The 17,071-nt window shown below is 70.5% G+C and carries 14 protein-coding genes and 1 pseudogene; 4 read left to right on the top strand and 11 right to left on the bottom strand.

Translation table 11 applies throughout. The features are described from left to right. Positions 1-214: 214 nt before the first annotated feature. From ACH4YL_RS14495 to ACH4YL_RS14455, 9 genes and pseudogenes are all read right to left on the bottom strand, one after another. Positions 215-1,738 carry an aldehyde dehydrogenase family protein gene (locus ACH4YL_RS14495; RefSeq protein WP_398507632.1) on the bottom strand — a complete coding sequence of 508 codons (1,524 nt, stop codon included), beginning with the start codon at positions 1,736-1,738 and terminating at the stop codon, positions 215-217. A gap of 101 nt (positions 1,739-1,839) precedes the next feature. Then, positions 1,840-3,402 (bottom strand): GMC family oxidoreductase, encoded by a 1,563-nt coding sequence (locus ACH4YL_RS14490; RefSeq protein WP_398507631.1) that lies wholly within the window; start codon positions 3,400-3,402, stop codon positions 1,840-1,842. Positions 3,403-3,429: 27 nt separating this feature from the next. Then, positions 3,430-4,989, bottom strand: a complete 1,560-nt coding sequence (locus tag ACH4YL_RS14485) for an APC family permease (RefSeq protein WP_398507630.1) — start codon at positions 4,987-4,989, stop codon at positions 3,430-3,432. After that, positions 4,986-6,455 carry an aldehyde dehydrogenase family protein gene (locus ACH4YL_RS14480; protein ID WP_398507629.1) on the bottom strand — a complete coding sequence of 490 codons (1,470 nt, stop codon included), beginning with the start codon at positions 6,453-6,455 and terminating at the stop codon, positions 4,986-4,988. Before ACH4YL_RS14480 ends, ACH4YL_RS14485 begins: the two co-directional genes overlap by 4 nt. Before the next feature lie 183 nt (positions 6,456-6,638). After that, positions 6,639-7,253 (bottom strand): annotated as a pseudogene (locus tag ACH4YL_RS14475) (transcriptional regulator); the annotation flags it as partial. After that, positions 7,172-7,420: a hypothetical protein gene (locus ACH4YL_RS14470; RefSeq protein WP_398507899.1), complete on the bottom strand. Its 249-nt coding sequence runs from the start codon at positions 7,418-7,420 to the stop codon at positions 7,172-7,174. The gene ACH4YL_RS14470 and the pseudogene ACH4YL_RS14475, both read right to left, overlap by 82 nt. A 116-nt stretch (positions 7,421-7,536) precedes the next feature. Next, on the bottom strand, positions 7,537-8,913 hold the full coding sequence (locus tag ACH4YL_RS14465) for an esterase-like activity of phytase family protein (protein ID WP_398507628.1): 1,377 nt from the start codon (positions 8,911-8,913) through the stop codon (positions 7,537-7,539). Positions 8,914-9,092: 179 nt separating this feature from the next. Further along, on the bottom strand, positions 9,093-10,358 hold the full coding sequence (locus tag ACH4YL_RS14460; RefSeq protein WP_398507627.1) for an SWF or SNF family helicase: 1,266 nt from the start codon (positions 10,356-10,358) through the stop codon (positions 9,093-9,095). Next, positions 10,355-13,231, bottom strand: a complete 2,877-nt coding sequence (locus ACH4YL_RS14455) for a DEAD/DEAH box helicase (RefSeq protein WP_398507626.1) — start codon at positions 13,229-13,231, stop codon at positions 10,355-10,357. Before ACH4YL_RS14455 ends, ACH4YL_RS14460 begins: the two co-directional genes overlap by 4 nt. Before the next feature lie 260 nt (positions 13,232-13,491). On the opposite strand from ACH4YL_RS14455, the gene ACH4YL_RS14450 reads away from it, so the two are divergent. The 3 genes from ACH4YL_RS14450 (at position 13,492) to ACH4YL_RS14440 (ending at position 15,473) form a co-directional block, all read left to right on the top strand. After that, the gene (locus tag ACH4YL_RS14450; RefSeq protein WP_398507625.1) at positions 13,492-14,586 is read left to right on the top strand and encodes a fatty acid desaturase family protein; all 1,095 of its coding nucleotides are present in this window, start codon (positions 13,492-13,494) and stop codon (positions 14,584-14,586) included. Positions 14,587-14,656: 70 nt separating this feature from the next. Then, a complete protein-coding gene (locus tag ACH4YL_RS14445; protein ID WP_398507624.1) occupies positions 14,657-14,839 on the top strand; it encodes a hypothetical protein in 183 nt (60 codons plus the stop codon). Between the two features lie 91 nt (positions 14,840-14,930). Continuing rightward, the gene (locus ACH4YL_RS14440) at positions 14,931-15,473 is read left to right on the top strand and encodes an MOSC domain-containing protein (protein WP_398507623.1); all 543 of its coding nucleotides are present in this window, start codon (positions 14,931-14,933) and stop codon (positions 15,471-15,473) included. A gap of 22 nt (positions 15,474-15,495) precedes the next feature. On the opposite strand, the gene ACH4YL_RS14435 is transcribed toward ACH4YL_RS14440, so the two are convergent. After that, positions 15,496-16,299 carry a hypothetical protein gene (locus tag ACH4YL_RS14435; RefSeq protein ID WP_398507622.1) on the bottom strand — a complete coding sequence of 268 codons (804 nt, stop codon included), beginning with the start codon at positions 16,297-16,299 and terminating at the stop codon, positions 15,496-15,498. Positions 16,300-16,433: 134 nt separating this feature from the next. Between ACH4YL_RS14435 and ACH4YL_RS14430 the strand changes: the two genes are divergently transcribed. Further along, a complete protein-coding gene (locus ACH4YL_RS14430) occupies positions 16,434-16,853 on the top strand; it encodes a deoxyxylulose-5-phosphate synthase (protein WP_398507621.1) in 420 nt (139 codons plus the stop codon). Here the strand turns inward: ACH4YL_RS14430 and ACH4YL_RS14425 are convergent. Further along, positions 16,777-17,064: a hypothetical protein gene (locus ACH4YL_RS14425; RefSeq protein WP_398507620.1), complete on the bottom strand. Its 288-nt coding sequence runs from the start codon at positions 17,062-17,064 to the stop codon at positions 16,777-16,779. The genes ACH4YL_RS14430 and ACH4YL_RS14425 overlap by 77 nt on opposite strands. Positions 17,065-17,071 lie beyond the last annotated feature (7 nt).

Here is a 17,071-nt window from a genome sequence, read left to right as displayed (position 1 = left end):
TGCGCGCGCCGAGCCGGGCAGAGCATTGAAGTCCTCTTCCGGCACTACGCCAAGTTCCCCAGGGCTGCCGGATCTGGTCCGCAACTGCTGGTCAGGAGTGGGAGACCGCTGGGAGGAGTTGGGATAGTCGACGCAATCCGGTCTGCTTTGTCATCGGATAGCGCAGAGGGCGCCTGACGGGGAGCAGCCCAGTTCAGGCGCCCTCTTCTTGGCCCTAGAAGAAGCCGAGCTTCTTCGGCGAGTAGCTCACCAAAAGGTTCTTCGTCTGCTGGTAGTGCTCCAGCATCATCCGGTGGTTCTCGCGGCCGATGCCCGACTGCTTGTAGCCGCCGAACGCCGCGTGTGCCGGATACGCGTGATAGCAGTTCGTCCAGACCCTGCCCGCCTGGATCGCGCGTCCGGCGCGGTACGCCGTGTTGATGTCGCGTGTCCAGACACCCGCGCCCAGCCCGTACAGCGTGTCGTTCGCCGTCTTGATCGCGTCGTCGAAGTCCGCGAAGGACGTGACGGCGACGACCGGGCCGAAGATCTCCTCCTGGAAGACCCGCATGCGGTTGTCGCCCTCGAAGACCGTTGGCTGCACGTAATAGCCGCCGGCCAGTTCGCCGTCGTACTCGATCCGCTGGCCGCCCGTCAGGATCTTGGCGCCTTCCTGCTGGCCGATGTCGAGATACGAAAGGATCTTCTGCAGCTGGTCGTTGGAGGCCTGCGCGCCGATCATCGTGTCCGTGTCCAGCGGGTGGCCCGGCACGATCGCCTGGGTGCGGGCGATGCCCGCGTCCAGGAACTCGCTGTAGTGGCCGCGTTGGATCAGCGCACGCGACGGGCAGGTGCACACCTCGCCCTGGTTGAGGGCGAACATGGTGAAGCCCTCCAGCGCCTTGTCGCGCAGGTCGTCGTCGGCAGCCCAGATGTCGTCGAAGAAGATGTTCGGCGACTTGCCGCCGAGTTCCAGGGTGACCGGTTTGATGTTCTCGGAGGCGTACTGCATGATCAGCCGCCCCGTCGTGGTCTCGCCGGTGAACGCGACCTTGGCGACCCTCGCGCTGGAGGCGAGCGGCTTTCCGGCCTCCACGCCGAAGCCGTTGACGATGTTGACGACGCCCGGCGGCAGCAGATCGGCGACCAGGCTCATCCAGAAGTGGATGGAGGCCGGTGTCTGCTCGGCCGGCTTGAGGACCACCGCGTTGCCGGCCGCGAGGGCAGGGGCCAGCTTCCAGACCGCCATCAGGATCGGGAAGTTCCACGGAATGATCTGGGCGACCACGCCCAGCGGCTCATGGAAGTGGTACGCGACAGTGTCGTCGTCGAGCTCGCTCAGCGAGCCTTCCTGGGCCCGCAGCGCTCCCGCGAAGTAGCGGAAGTGGTCGATGGCGAGCGGGATGTCGGCGGCCAGTGTCTCGCGGACCGGTTTGCCGTTCTCCCAGCTCTCGGCGACCGCCAGCTCCTCCAGATGAGCCTCCATCCGGTCGGCGATCTTCAGCAGCACGGAGGCCCGGTCGCCGGGCGAGGTGCGGCCCCAGCCGGGTGCGGCGGCATGGGCCGCGTCCAGCGCGCGTTCCACGTCGTCGGCGGTGCCGCGGGCGATCTCGGTGAAGGGGCGGCCGTTGACCGGGGTCGGGTTCTCGAAGTACTCGCCACGGGCCGGCGGGACGTATTCGCCGCCGATCCAGTGGTCGTAGCGGGACTCGTACGAGACGATCGCGCCGTCGCTGCCCGGCGCTGCGTATCGGGTCATGTCCTGGGCCTCCCGGTGAGGGCGCCGTCCGCCTTTGGACGGCGCTCGCCGCGAGGCTAGGGACCAGGAGGTTGCGAGGACGTTGCACAACGATTCGTCGCTCAGCCCGACTTGATCAGATCAGAGCACTTCTCGCCGATCATCATCGTCGTGATGCACGGATTGACCGCGGGCAGGAACGGCATCACGGACGCGTCCGCCACCCGCAGCCCGCTGACGCCCTTGACCCGCAACTGCGGATCGAGCGGCGAGTCCGCGTCGTCCGCCGCGCCCATCCGGACCGTGCCCGCCGGATGGTAGACGGTGTTGTGCGTCTCCCGGATGTACGAGAACAGCTCGTCGTCGGACTGCAGCGACGGACCCGGGGCGAGTTCCTTGCCCGCCCATTCCACCATCGGCGACTTCGCCGCGATCTTGCGCGCCAGCCGCAGCCCGTAGGTCATGACGCGGATGTCGTGCTCGTGCGTGAAGTAGCGCGGATCGACCTTCGGCTTGTCCCGGAAGTCTCGGGTGCGCAGCCGCACGGTGCCCATGGACCGCGCGCGGGTGACGTTCGGCGTGAGGCAGAAGGCGTTGTCCGAGGTGGGATATCCGCGCCGGTAGGTGTTCATGTCGAACGGCACAGAGCCGTAGTGGAACATCAGATCCGGCCGGTCGAGACCCGGCTGGGTGTCGGCGAAGATGCCGATCTCCCACCACTGGGTCGACGAGGTGACCATGGGCTGCTTCGCCTCCCACATGATCACGCCCTCCGGGTGGTCCTGGAGATGGGAGCCGACCCCGGGGGAGTCGACCCGCACGTCGACCCCGCACTCGCGCAGATGCGCGGCCGGTCCGATGCCGGACAGCATCAGCAGCTTCGGCGAGTCGATGGCCCCGCACGCGACGATCACCTCGCGGCGTGCCGCGACCGAACCGCTGTGAACGGTGTCGGGCTCCAGATACTCGACTCCGGTACACCGTCCGTCACCGCCGAACAGCAGCCGCTTGGCCTGCAGTCCGGTCCGTACCTCCAGGTTCGGTCGGCTGCCGAGGACGGGATGCAGATACGACACCGAGGCCGATGAACGGGTCCCGTCGGGGCGGGAGTTGATCTGGAACCAGTTCGCCCCGCGGATCACCGTCGTGCCGGAGTTGAACGGCGTGGTGGGGATGTCGGCGGCCGCGCAGGCCGCCAGCAGCGCACTGCCGCACGGGTCGTTCGGCGGTACGGTCCGGATCGTGACCGGGCCCGAGCGGCCGTGGTGCTCGCCCGGCGCGTCATTGGACTCCAGCCGCTGGTAGAGCGGGAAACAGTCCTTGGCGCTCCAGCCCGTACAGCCCATCGCGCCCCACTCGTCCAGGTCTTCGGCCGGGGCCCAGAACGCGATGCACGAGTTGTGCGACGAACAGCCGCCGAGCACCTTGGCGCGGGCGTGCCGCATGAAGCTGTTGCCGTTCTCCTGCGGCTCGACCGGGTAGTCCCAGTCGTAACCGGACTCCAGCAGCGCCATCCACCGGTCGAGCCGCAGGATGTTCTCGTCGCCGACGTCCGACGGGCCCGCCTCGACGACGCACACGCTGACGGCCGGGTCCTCGGACAGCCGCGCGGCGACGACGGCGCCGGCGGTGCCGCCGCCGACCACCACATAGTCGAACTCGTTGGCCGGGTTCTGTGCGGACATGGCGTCTCCAGGACGGGATCGGAGGTGTCAGGCGGTGGGGGAGTCCGGCTTGTCCGTGGCGACGGCGCGGTGCTCCTCGAGGACGCCGGTACGGTGCCGCTGCACGAACCAGTAGTAGGCGAAGCCACCGAGCGCGACCGCGCCGACGAACAGGAAGGCGCCCCAGCGCAGATACCAGTGCTGCGCACCCGTGGCGTTGTAGACCTCGGCGCGCGGCCAGGCGAGGTTCAGCGACATGGCCGCACCCCACACCACGGCGAGGATGTTGACGGGCAGCCCCCACCGGCCGAGCGAGAACCTGCCCTCGGCGGGCTGCCATTGGCCGCGCAGCCGCTGGAGCAGCATCGGCGCGGTGACGCACAGATAGGCCAGATAGATCATGATGACGGCGATGCTCGTGACCACCGAGAAGATCTGCGGCTGATTGATGTTGATGATCAGGATGACGAGGGCGACCACACCGATCACCACGGAGGGCACCACCGGCGTCTTGAAGCGCGGGCTGACCTTGGCCAGCACCGAGCCCGCGGGGAGGTTGTTGTCCCGGGCCATCGCGAACATCAGCCGGATGCCGGCCGCTTGCACCGCCAGTACGCAGACCGTGATCGCGACGACAACGCACCACAGGAAGATCTCACCGATCGTCGAACCCAGCGTCTCCAGCACCACGTACTGCAGACCGGCCGTCGACAGTTCCTCCGCGGCCAGGTTCGGCACCGCCATCAGGGCGAACAGCAGGATCAGTCCGCCGATGATGAACGACGCGATCAGCGCGCGCAGGATGGCCCGCGGCGCGTTGCGGCTCGGATCGTGGGACTCCTCGCCGAGTGAGGACGCCGTGTCGAAGCCGTACATCACGTAGGCCGAGGCCAGCGAAGCGGTCAGGAACGCGCCGAAGTAGCCGAGGGTCCGGTCGGCGCCCAGCCCGTAGGTGTCGGTGAGGACGGTGCTCGGGCCGCGGGTGATGTGCGCCGCGAGAAAGATGATCAGGCCGATGGCGGCGATCAGTTCGATGAAGACGCCCGTCGAGTTGATGCGGGCCATCAGTTGGACGCCGAAGGCGTTGACCAGCGTGGAGAACAGGATCAGCACCGAGCCGAGCAGCACGGCGTTGGCGGCCGCGTCGTTCGCGCCGGAACCGTCGCCGACGAACTGGAACCAGCCGTCGATCTGCGGCAGCGTGATCTGGTACGCGAGCGCCACGGCGGACAGCGTCACCATCGTCGCCGTCATCATCATCCAGCCGCCGAGCCAGCCGATGTGCGGACCGCCCATGGTCTTGGCCCAGTTGTAGACCGAACCCGCCACCGGATAGCGGCCGGCCAGCTCGCAGAAGCACAGCGCCACCATCAGCTGCCCGACGAAGACCATCGGCCAGGACCACCAGTAGGCCGGGCCGCCGAACGCGACACCGAAGTAGAACAGCTGGAAGGTGCCGGTGAGGATCGAGATGTAGCTGATCCCGGCGGCGAAGGTGTGGAAGTTGCCGAGGGTGCGCCTCAGCTCGGGCTTGTAGCCGAGCTCGCCCAGCGCCTCATCGTCCACCCGGCCCTGAGCGCTCTTCGTCGTACGATCGTCACTGCTCATGCGAACCACCGCTGCGGTCGCGGCGCGAGATTGCGCCAGATGTGTTTGGCTTCCTGATACTCCGCCAGACCCGCCGGGCCCAGCTCGCGGCCGAAGCCCGACTGCTTCATCCCGCCCCATTCGGCCTGTGGGACATACGGATGGAAGTCATTGATCCAGACCGTTCCGGCGCGCAGCTGGGAGGCCACCCGGTGCGCCTTGCCCTCGTCCTGCGACCAGACCGCGCCGGTCAGTCCGTAGATCGTGTCGTTGGCGAGCGCGACCGCTTCCTCCTCGTCGCGGAACCGCTCGACCGTGAGCACCGGGCCGAACGACTCGTCGCGCACCACCGACATGCCCGGAGCGCACTCGTCCAGCACGGTCGGCAGATAGTAGAAGCCGTCCCGCAGCGCCGGATCGGCGGGCCGCTTGCCGCCGCAGCGCAGTACCGCGCCCTCGGCGAGCCCTGCCGCCACATACGCCTCGATCTTGTCCCGGTGCTGGGCGGAGATCAGCGGCCCGGTCCTGGCCTGCTCGTCGAACGGGCCGCCGAGCGGGATCTGCTTCGCCTGCGCCACCACCGCGTCCACGAACCTGTCGTGCAACTCGTCCTGGACCAGCAGTCGCGCTCCGGCCGAGCAGACCTGGCCGGAGTGCAGGAACACCGCCATCAGCGCGTAGTCGACGGCGGCATCGAAGTCGGCGTCGGCGAAGACGATGTTCGGGTTCTTGCCGCCGAGCTCCAGCGCGACCTTCTTCACGGTGGGCGCGGCGGCCGCCATGATGCGCCGTCCGGTGACCAGCCCGCCGGTGAACGACACCAGATCCACCCGCGGGTCCTCAGTGAGCGGCGCGCCCGCCGTCGGGCCCGCGCCGAGCACAAGATTGGCCGCCCCGTCCGGCAGTCCGGCCTCGGCCAGCAGGTTCATCAGAATGATCGCCGTGTGCGGCGTCAGCTCGCTCGGCTTGAGGACGAAGGTGTTGCCCGCGCCGAGCGCCGGTGCGACCTTCCAGGCGGTCTGCAGCAGCGGATAGTTCCACGGCGTGATCAGCGCGCAGACGCCGACCGGTTCGTGCACCACCCGGCTGTCCGCCTCGGGATTGCCGGTGTCGACGATCCGGTCCTCGCCGCCGGAGGCCGTCAGACTGCCGAAGTAGCGGAAGCAGTTCGCGATGTCGTCCATGTCGATCTCGCTCTCGACCAGCCGCTTCCCCGTGTCCAGGGATTCGGCCCGGGCGAGCGCGGCCTTGTCGCGTTCGATCAGGTCGGCGACGCGCAGCAGCAGCCTGCCGCGCTCGGCGGCCGGAGTGCGGGGCCACGGTCCGCGGTCGAAGGCGTCACGCGCGGCGGCGATCGCCGCCGAACAGTCCTTCGGGCCCGCCTCGTCGACGGTCGCCACCAGGGTGCCGTCCGCGGGACAGCGGATCTCGCGTATCTCCCCTTTGACCGATGCGGTCCACTTGCCGCCGATGAACAGCTCCGGCATGGGGGCTCCTCCGGGTTGGACGATCGGGCATCCGGCGCGGGCCCGGCCGGTTCATGCCCTTCGTGCTCCATTCAACTGACAGTAAGGAGATCGGGCGGTCTTCGCAGTGCGGGAGCGGTCATCCGGTGGGTAAAGCCAGGCGTTCGGCCGTCCGAATGCCGTCGCGGGAGCAGCCGGAACCCTTCATGAGCGCTGCCAGTCGTCGAGCTCACGCACCCGCGCGAGCGCGGAAGGACGCTGCTGTACGGGAAGTACGGACGCCAGCGCCCGCCACACGGGGAGGTCCTCCTCGCCCCACGGGCTGTAGGCCCAGTCGGCGAGCAGGCCCGGATCGCCGCGCCCGATCAGCGCCGCCCGCAGTTGGTCCTCCAGACGGCGGCGCAGCCGGACCACCGCCGGCGCCTGCGAGGCGGGCAGCAGCGGACCGGCATAGCCGCTCAGCGCCCCGGTCACCGCGCCCGACGCCAGCCGCCGTGCCACCGCGGCGAAGTCCGCGTCGACACGGGCGTCCAGCCGGTACGGACGCGAACGGAGCAACTCGGGGCCGAGCAGCCCGCGCAGCCGGGACAGCTCCGCACGCAGGGTCACCGGAGTGACCGACTCGTCCTCGTACAGCTCCATCAGCAGCTCGTCGCCGCCGACGCCGTCCGGACGATGCGCCAGCAGCACCACGATCTCGCTGTGCCGCCGGCTCAGCCGCAGCTTGCGGCCTCCCGTCACCAGCAGCGCCTCGTCGCGGCCCAGCGCCGACAGCTGCACACCTCCGGCGGCGGGCGGCGGGGCGTGCAGCGCCAGCTCGGGCTGACATGGGCACGGGCCGAGCGCCGCCAGGAGTCGGCGACCACCGGACGGACGGGCCGCTCGACCCGGCCCGCCGTCAGATACGCGTCGTACGCACTGCGCAGCGCGGCGATCCGCTCCGTAGGATCCGCGCCGGACTCCAGGGCCACCCATGCGTCGCTCAATTCGGCCTCCCAGGCCTCATCGGCCCATCGTGACCGAGGCGGCGGGAGGCGACAAGCGTGCCGACGTCAGGGGAAACGTCGTCGAGGACGTCGGGCGAGGCCGATCACAGGGCGGTTCAGCCGAGGAGCGGACGCGGCAGGCGCACGTACGTCACCGTCGTCTCGATGCCGCTGTCCACCAGCCGGCCCTGCGCGTCGAAGGCCTCGGGCCCGTCCGTCATCCCGAAGTCGTTGTCGTTGACGAGCGCGAGCGTGTTCCGGCCGACGGGCGCGATGCCCTCGATCTTCCCGGGCACGCCGGCGACCTTGCCGAAGTCGACGACCAGCTGCTTGCGCAGCACCGGCACGCCGGCGGCCGCCGGGTCCTCGATCTGCTCGTACGAAGGTGAGGTCGCCGGGTCGTCCCAGGCGCCGCCCAGGATGCCCCGGCCGCGCGGCAGCGTGACGCGGTGCACGCGGGACGACTTGTCCGTGCGCTCCTGCACCAGCAGAGTGTCGCGGTCGAGTGCGACCACCGAGGAGATCTTCAGCTCGGCGGTCTCGTCCTCACCCGGGTCGACGACGTCCACCGCGTCGAACCGGTAGGCGTACTCGGCGGTCACGGTGCGCTTCTTCGGCGAGAACCGCAGCAGCCGGGCATTGCGCGACTCGTCGCCGGCGTCGGCGTCCGGCAGGGACAGCGGGCTCTGCACCGCCAGCACCAGGTCGCCGCCCGGCAGTTGGGTCAATCCCTCGAAGCCGCGGTTGATCTTGCGCTTCAGCAGAATGGCAGGCAGCGCCTCGACGACCGGATAGCCCGCGCCTTCGAGCTGGAGGCCCTTGGGCACATAGCGGGCGAGCACCCGGCCGTGGGCCGAGACATGCACCAGCGAGGGTCCGTACTCGTCGGCGAGCCAGAACGTGCCGTCCGCGGCGCGCACAATGCCCTCGGTGTCCAGGCCGCTCGGGTTGTACGAGAGAGGGGTCTTCGCGTCGTACGTGTACGGGGCCTCGTCGCGCGACGCCTGGTTGGGCAGCCCGGTGACCGGCTTCCCGGACCGAGTGGTGATCGCAATGGCCTTGACCACCTCCACGCGGTCACCGGTGACGCGCACCTTCACGATCGCCGGGTCGAACCCGGGGACGGGGAAGGTGCGGCGCTTCTTGCCGTCGACCTTGATCTGTCCGTTGGGCCCGCGGTCGGTCACCGTCCAGAACTCGCCCGCGCGGCCTGCGGGGTAGATGTCACTGCCGATCCCGCCGAGGTGTACCTCGCGGTCGTCCCCGACGGAGCCGGGCAGCAGCGCGTTGCTGAAGCGCCCGAGCGGTATCTCGCCGAGCACGGCGCTCCGCACGACGTGCGGAGCCCGCTCCTCGCCGTTGCCCGACGTACGGGGCAGACCCGGCGCGCCGGTGGCGGTCCCGGCCACGGCGATCGCCGCGACGAGGGCGATCGGGAGCCCCACGGCGATGGAACGGCGTACGGTGCGCTGCTTGTGCGCGAGCGGGGACATGAGGCCTCCTGGCCGAAGATCGGACGACAGCGGCCAGGTTGGGCGGTTGCGTCGAACGCGATGAGACGGCGGAGTGAACGGGGCCTGACGTGCCGCCATCATGCGGGCGGGGGGGGGGGGGGGGGGGGGGGCGCGCGCCCCCCCCCCCCCCCCCCCCCCCCCCCCCCCCCCGCGGCCGTTCAGTCGGCCTCGCCCGCCAACTCCGCCAGGGCCGCGGCCGGGTCCTGGGCCGGAGGCCCGGACGGGGTCCAGCGCCCGCGGGATTTGCGGTACGGCCACCAGCGGCCGTCAGGGCTCAGGCGCAGCTGGGCGTCCGCTCCCACCACGGTCCAGCGGGCGCCGCCTGCCGCGCGCAACTGGGGGCGGTCCGGGGCCTCCCAGGATTCCGCGAGCAGGGCTCGCGCTCTGGCCTGGGTCTCACGGTCCGGCGTCCACTCCTCCTCCAGCACCGAGAGCGCGGCAGCGCCTCCGGTGAGCCAGGCCCGTGCCGCCAGGTCCAGTTCGGCGCGCTGCCGGTCCGTGCCCGCGGCGAGCCGGGCGGCGATCGCCGTACCGGGCCCCGCGGCCGCCAGCCGTACAGCGTCCTGGTCCGTCGTCAGCCCGGGCTCCACCGGCTGGTGCCGGTGCCCCGGCGAAAGCGCTTCGATGAGCATCCGGCGTGCCCGCGCCGCCGCGTCGGCGGCGAGGAACTCCAGCGCCTGAGCATCCACGCCCGGCGCCGGTGCCGTCTCGGTGCCCAGCGCCTGCGGCCGGCCGGGCGAGTCCGGCAGCGGCGGAGGCGAGGGCAGCGGCGGAAGTACGTCCCGTGCCGCGAACGCCTCGTCCGCCCACATGCCTTCGACCGATTGCTCCGGCTCGTCCACCACCGCCCGCGCGGCGCTCCGCGCCTGCAGTTCGTCCAGCAGCCTCCGCTCCCCGCGCCCCCGCATCAGCAGCAGCACGAACGGATCCTGGTCGAGCAGGCGCGCCACCTGGTAGCAGAGTGCGGCCGTGTGCGGACACAGGTCCCACGCGCCGCAGCTGCACTCCGGCTCCAAGTCGCCGATACCCGGCAGCAGTTCGACACCGGCTTCCGCCGCGTCCTCGACCAGATGCGGCGGCATCTCGCGGTCCAGCAGCGCCGCGATGTGTCCCGCGCGGTCCACGGCCATGTCGAGGAAGCGGTCCCATTCGGCCTCGCTCAGCTCCTGCAGCAGCACGTCGCCGCGCTGACCGGTGCCGTCCCGGTCCCGTACGACCGCGGTGATCCGCCCGGGACGTACCGACACCGCCCCGACCGCACCCTCGCGCGCCTGCCTGCGGCCCTTCTTCAACTGCTCGGAGTCCAGCGCCGTGTCCTCCAGCGCCTTGAGCCACCGCCGGCCCCACCAGGTCTGCGCGAAACCATGGCCGCGCGCGGGCGGCAGTGCGGCGAACGTCCGCTCCGTCTCGGTACCGTCGCTCATCGTCCGCTCCCTCGCAGCTCGACCAGATCCGCCAGTTCGGCGTCGGACAGTTCCGTCAGCGCGGCCTCGCCGGAGCCGAGCACCGCATCGGCCAACTCCCTCTTGCGTTCCAGCATGTCGGCGATCCGGTCCTCGATGGTTCCTTCGGCGATCAGCCGGTGGACCTGCACGGGGCGGTCCTGGCCGATGCGGTACGCGCGATCGGTGGCCTGCGCCTCGACGGCCGGGTTCCACCAGCGGTCGTAGTGGACGACGTGCTCGGCCCGGGTGAGATTGAGCCCGGTGCCCGCGGCCTTGAGCGAGAGCAGGAAGACCGGCACGTCGCCGTCCTGGAAGCGATTCACCATGGCCTCGCGCTCGGGGATCGGCGTGCCGCCGTGCAGGAACTGCGTACGTACGCCCCGGGCTGCCAGATGCTGCTCGAGCAGCCGCGCCATCTGCACGTACTGGGTGAAGACCAGCACGCTCGCGTCCTCCGCGAGGATCGTGTCGAGGAGCTCGTCGAGCAGCTCCAACTTGCCTGAGCGGTCCGGGATCTTCGGCCGTTCTTCCTTCAGGTACTGCGCCGGGTGGTTGCAGATCTGCTTGAGCGCGGTGAGCAGTTTGACGACCAGGCCGCGCCGTTCCATTCCGTCGGCTTCGGAGATCGCGGCCAGCGTCTCGCGGACCACGGCCTCGTACAGGCCGGTCTGTTCACGGGTCAGGGACACGGCCCGGTCGGTCTCGGTCTTCGGCGGCAGCTCGGGCGCGATGCCCGGGTCGGCCTTGCGCCGGCGCAGCAGGAACGGCCGTACGAGCGCGGCGAGCCGCTGGGCGGCGGCGGGATCGTTGCCGCTTTCCACCGACTGCGCATAGCGCTTGCGGAACGTGCCGAGCCGGCCGAGCAGCCCGGGTGTCGTCCAGTCGAGGATCGCCCACAGCTCGGAGAGGTTGTTCTCCACGGGTGTGCCGCTGAGTGCGACCCGCGCCTTCGCGCCGATGGTGCGCAGCTGCCCGGCGGTGGCGGAGTACGGATTCTTCACATGCTGCGCCTCGTCGGCGACGACCATGCCCCATGCCACCGTGCCGAGCCGCTCGGCGTCGAGGCGCATCGTGCCGTACGTCGTGAGCACGAACTCCCCGTCGGCGAGCGCATCGAGACTGCGGGACGCGCCGTGGAAGCGGCGTACGGACGTGCCGGGCGCGAACTTCTCGATCTCGCGCTGCCAGTTGCCCATCAGAGACGCGGGACAGACGACCAGCGTGGGCCCGGCGGCCGACTCGTCGGTCTGGCGGTGCAGATGGAGCGCGATCAGAGTGATGGTCTTGCCGAGGCCCATGTCGTCGGCGAGGCAGCCGCCCAGGCCGAGCGAGGTCATCCGGTTCAGCCAGTTCAGCCCGCGCAGCTGGTAGTCGCGCAGCGTCGCCGCGAGGGCCGCCGGTGGGCCGATCTCCTGCGGCCCGCCCTCCGGGTCGGCGAGCCGGTCGCGGAGCGCGGCCAGCCATCCCGAGGCCTGTACGTCGACGCGACGGCCGCTGACCTCGGTGGAACCGGTCAGCACCGCGCCGAGTGCATCGACCGGAGTCAGTTTGCGGTCCTGGCTCTCGCGGGCCCGGCGGGCCTCCTCGGGGTCGATGAGCACCCACTGGTCGCGCAGGCGCACGACGGGCCGATTGGCCTCGGCGAGCAGATCCAGCTCCTCCCGGGTGAGGCGCTGATCGCCCAGCGCGAACCACCAGTTGAAGGCGAGCAGGGCATCGGCGGACAGGAACGACGGCAGTCCCGAGTCGTCTCGGCCGGACTGCGGGCCCTCGGTCCTTTCGCCCGCTTCTGCGTCGGGCGGCCCGATCACGGCACGCGCGGTGAGCCGGTGCGCCATGTCCTTGGGCCAGTGCACCTGGACACCGCTCGTGGCCAGCGCTCCGGCCGCCTCGCCGAGCAGTTCGGCGATCTCCTCGTCGGCGAGCTCGATCGTGTCTGGCACGGCGGCGTGGAGCAGCGGCATGAGCGGTGCCCATGCCCGGGCCGCGCGGCGCAGCGCGAGCAAGGCGTCCATCCGGGCACGCGGCCCGAACGCCGCGCCGGACCGGCCTCCTCCGGCCCACACCTCGGCGGCGTCCGCGACGACGGCCGGATCGCTGACGCTGTGCATCTGAAGGACGGCTCGGAAGTCCGGGCCTGTTTCGGCCTCCGTCCCGGTGAGCTCGATGCGCAGCGACAGGCGTACGCCCGCGTCATGACCCGCGGCCACATCAGCGGCCCAGGCGCGCTGCTCGGGAATGTGCTGCGGCTCCTGCGCGGCGAAGGCGGGGCCGCCCGCGGCCAGCGGCGCGGCGGGCGTGCGCGGCAGTCCGTCGGCGACCGCGTCGAGGAAGGACCGCAGCAGTCTTTCCGGTTCGGGCAGCAGCACGGGCTCGGCCGCCGGGTCCAGGGGCACGGCGTGCGCGGCCGGCGGCATGGAGGCCGCGAGCGTACGCACCAGATCGAGGTCCTGTGGTGTCAGCGGTCCGATCCGCCAGGCGTCGTGATCGGTCGCGGTCAGTCCGGGCAACAGCAGCCCGCGGGCGGCGAGTTGCAGAGCCAGGAGGGTCGCGGCACCCCAGAACGCCGCCGATGCCGAGGCGTCAGTACGGGCGCGCGCCCGGGTCAGGATCGGCAGCGCGTCCCGTACGGGCAGCAGCAGGGCCCGGACGGTGTGCGGGCGGGCATCGTCGGCGACCACGGTGAGCGACTCGACGGTGGCGGGCGTGAGAGGGAGGTCCAAGCCGTCGGGACGCCAGAACGCGATGCGTCCGGTGCGAGCCGGATGTCCTGTCGGCCCGGGCACGAAGACCACGGAGCAACCGACGAGTTCGGCAGTCGAAGAGGGCGTTGCCGGGTTGGGCTTGTGCACGGCGATGATGCATTCCTCAAATTTGACTACTGGAGCCGGAGCGGCCGAGGGTACCTGAAGCGCGGCACGGACGCAGACTGCCGGGCCGTGATCCGGCTCACATGCGACTGGGAGGGTGTACTTGGCACCACCAGATTCGCGGGTTTGCCCCAGCCCGGTCCGGGTGGTGGCGCCATGGTCGCGAAGGGGTGGCCGTACATACGTTTTCTCAGGTCAGAGCAGTCGCGCAGCAGCGCACGGCCCACAGACCGGAGACCGTCATGCCTCAGGCCACCGACACTCTCGCTCCACCGGCACCCGGGCCGGCCGCACCAGGAGGCGGAGCGAGGCGGAGCCTCGGAAGCGAGTTCGCGCCTCTCCTGCGGACCGTCAAGGAACAGGGACTCCTCGAACATCGCACCGGCTGGTACGCCCGCGGCATCACGCTCAATCTGCTCGGCCTCGCCGCCGTGATCACCGGCATGGCGCTGATCGGCGGCTCCTGGTGGGTGCTCCTGCTCGCGCCGCCGCTCGCCCTGCTGTCGGCACGCACCGCGTTCTTCGGCCACGACGCCGGGCACTCGCAGGTCACCGGCGACCGCCGGAAGAGCCGGATCATCCAGCTGATCCACGCCAATCTGCTCCTCGGCATGAGCCAGGAATGGTGGAACGACAAGCACAACCGGCACCACGCCAACCCCAACCACATCGACAAGGACCCGGACGTCGCCGCCGACATCCTGGTCTTCACACAGAAGCAGGCCGTGGGCCGCGCCGGGCTGCACGGCTGGCTCACCCGCCACCAGGCCTGGCTGTTCTTTCCGCTGACCACGCTCGAAGGCATAGCCCTCAAGGTCTACGGATTCCGGGCGGTGTTCTCGAAGCAGCCCGGCAATCGGCCCTCACGTCGCGAGCGTGCGGTCGAGGGCCTGTTGCTGATCGCGCACGCCGTCGCTTACGCCACGCTGCTGCTGACCACCATGACGCTCGGCCAGGCCGTGCTCTTCGCGCTCATCCACCAGATGCTGCTCGGCCTCCACCTGGGCATGGCCTTTGCGCCGAACCACAAGGGCATGGAGATGCCCGACGAGGAGAGCAACGAGCGCTGGGGTCATCTGCGCCGGCAGGTCCTCACCTCGCGCAATGTCCGCGGCGGCCCGGTCACGGACTGGTTCCTGGGCGGACTGAACTACCAGATCGAACACCATCTCTTCCCGAGCTTGCCGCGCCCGCACCTCGGGCTCGCGCAGCCACTGGTACGAGCCCACTGCCGCTCGCTCGGCATCCCTTATACGGAGACAGGACTCGTCGAGTCGTACCGCCAGGCGCTGGCCCATATGCATGAGGTCGGCGAACCGCTGCGAGCCGACGCATAGTGGAACCGTGGGACGTGCCTGCACGTTCACACGGCAGGAGCGGCCATGGCCGCGCAAGGAGGCGTCGAAGATGTCGACACGTACAAAGCTCGTCATAGGGGGAGTGGCCGTAGGCCTGCTCCTGATGCCGCTGATCGGATTCTGGCTGTCACTGCTGGTGGTGATCGGAGTGCCGGCGGTGGCGTATCTGATGCTCGATCCCAGCCAGCGCCGCAGGCTGCGCCGTGCCTCCCGCAAGGAGATCGGCCGCTGACCCCGGAGCGCCGGGTACCACCCCGCAGCCCTCAGCCCGTGCCGGGACAGAGTCGAAATCGATCACCGGCACGGACGAGGGGGATTGCGGGATGAGTGCAAGAGTCACCACGGTCAGCAGCAATGCGGAGTACTCCTTCACCAAGCCGAACCGCGCCAGCATCAAGCTGCTCGCCGGGCTCGGCGTCGAGGGGGATGTGCACGCCGGCGTGACGGTCAAGCACCGCTCCCGCATCGCGCAGGACCCCACCCAGCCGAATCTCCGCCAGGTCCACCTCATCCACCGCGAGCTCTTCGAGGAAGTCGCCGAGGCCGGTTTCGAGGTCGCGCCGGGCGATCTCGGCGAGAACATCACCACCAGCGGCATCGACCTCCTCGCGCTGCCCACCGGCACGGTGCTTCGGCTCGGTGAACAGGCGGTCGTGGAGGTCACCGGACTACGCAACCCGTGCCTGCAGATCGACGCCTTCAGCAGCGGCCTGCTCAAGCGGGTCGTCGGCCGGGACGACGCGGGCAATCTCGTGCGCAAGGCCGGGATCATGAGCATCGTCCGGACCGGCGGAGTGGTCAGGCCGGGCGACTCGATCACGGTGGAGCTGCCGACCGGTCCGCACCGTCCGCTCGACCGCGTCTGACCGCGTCTGGGGCTCAGCCGGCTCAGGCCGGGCGGACCGCCATCTTGTCCAGCGCCTCCAGGAGGCCCGGCAGGTCCGGCCCCCGGCCCACCGTCAGCACCTCGCACGGCTCTTCGTCCAGCAGGACAAAGGCGATGTCGTCGGTCCTGGCGACCATCGACCAGCCCGGCCCGTCGGCCCGCAGCATCCGCGCACCACCGGGCGCGAAGCTGGAGCGGACCCTGCCGGTCGGCGGCGTCGACTCCACATAGCCACGAGCCTCGGCAAGCGCCCGCCGGACCCCCTTGTGCGGCTGGTGGACCTCGTCCGCCGGCTTGTCCGGGGACGGGAAAGCCTCGTCTTCGTCGACCTGTTCGCGCCATTCCGCCCACTGGAGCGCGACCTCGTCCGCGCCGAGGCGGCGCTGCGCGGGCCCCCAGTTGTCGGTGTCGGGCGGTGCGAGCGGCGGCCGGTCGCCTTCCTCCGGCGGAGGATCGTGCGGCGCGGGCACTCCCGGTGCGGCGACGGCGAGATCCAGCGGCCAGCCCGGAAGCGCGGCCACCATGGTGCGCTCGTTGGGCGACAGCTCGTACTCCATGCCGCAGTCCCAGGACGCGATGGCGACGGCGACGAGCGACACGTCGTCGATCACGACCGTCCAGCGGGCGCCGCCGGAGTCCTGGCCGAGGACGAGCCCGTACCCCTCGTCGTACGGTTCCAGGCCCAGCTCCGCGCAGGCGGCAGGGAAGTCGTCGCCGAGCACGCTCGGGAACTGCGCCGGCGTCAGCAGCACGGCGGTCAGCACATACAGCGCGTCTTCGTCGACGGCGTCTTCCGTCCCGGCCACATCACCCTCCCAGTCCGATCGTCCCTGTCCGATCGCTCGTCGGCGCACCATAACCAGTGGGTAACCCGGACGTCGAGGGTCCACGGCGCGAAAATCGTGCGACCCGTGCCCCAACCGGGCCGTAGCATCCCACCATGCCCCCGGCCCGTCACCACTTCGTCTGCCTGCCCTGCCGCGCCTCCTTCAAGAAGGAGCCGGACTACGCCAGGGTCCGCACCGACCTGTGCCCGAGGTGCGGCGGCCAGTTGCTGAACGCGGGCTCGGCGCTCGCGGTGCCGCGCCGCCGCGACGTGTCCGGCTGGCGCGCGCTCTCCGCCGTGCTCAACGCGGGACTGCGCTTCCGCATGGGCTGCTGCTCCGGCCCCGGCTACCGTCCGCGCACCCTCGGCGAGGTCAAGGAGCGACTCGCCTACGCCGAACGTACGGGGCTGAGCCCGGCCCGGTCACTTGCCCGCCACGACCTGTCCGTCACCGACGTCAGGCGGCAGGCAGGCCGAGGAGACTACGCGCCACGGTCTGCGGAGACTCGTCCCGCTCGCGGGCGAGCGCAATGACAGCCCGGCAGGCCAGCTCGTTTATCCCGAACGAGAGCGCCTCCGGCGACACCCAGCTCACCGCCTCGTCCATCTGGTCCTGATCGTCCTCCGCGCACCCTGACACATAGGACGCAGCGGCCTCGAAAATATTGTGCTGCCGCGTGCCGGACGGTGCGTCCGTCGGTTTCTCCGAGCGGGGTGCGAGGAGCTTACGGAGTCTGCTGAACACCGGGACC

Source organism: Streptomyces sp. NPDC020681 (assembly GCF_044334895.1).
Classification (GTDB): domain Bacteria; phylum Actinomycetota; class Actinomycetes; order Streptomycetales; family Streptomycetaceae; genus Streptomyces.
This window is presented reverse-complemented; position numbering and strand designations above follow the sequence as displayed.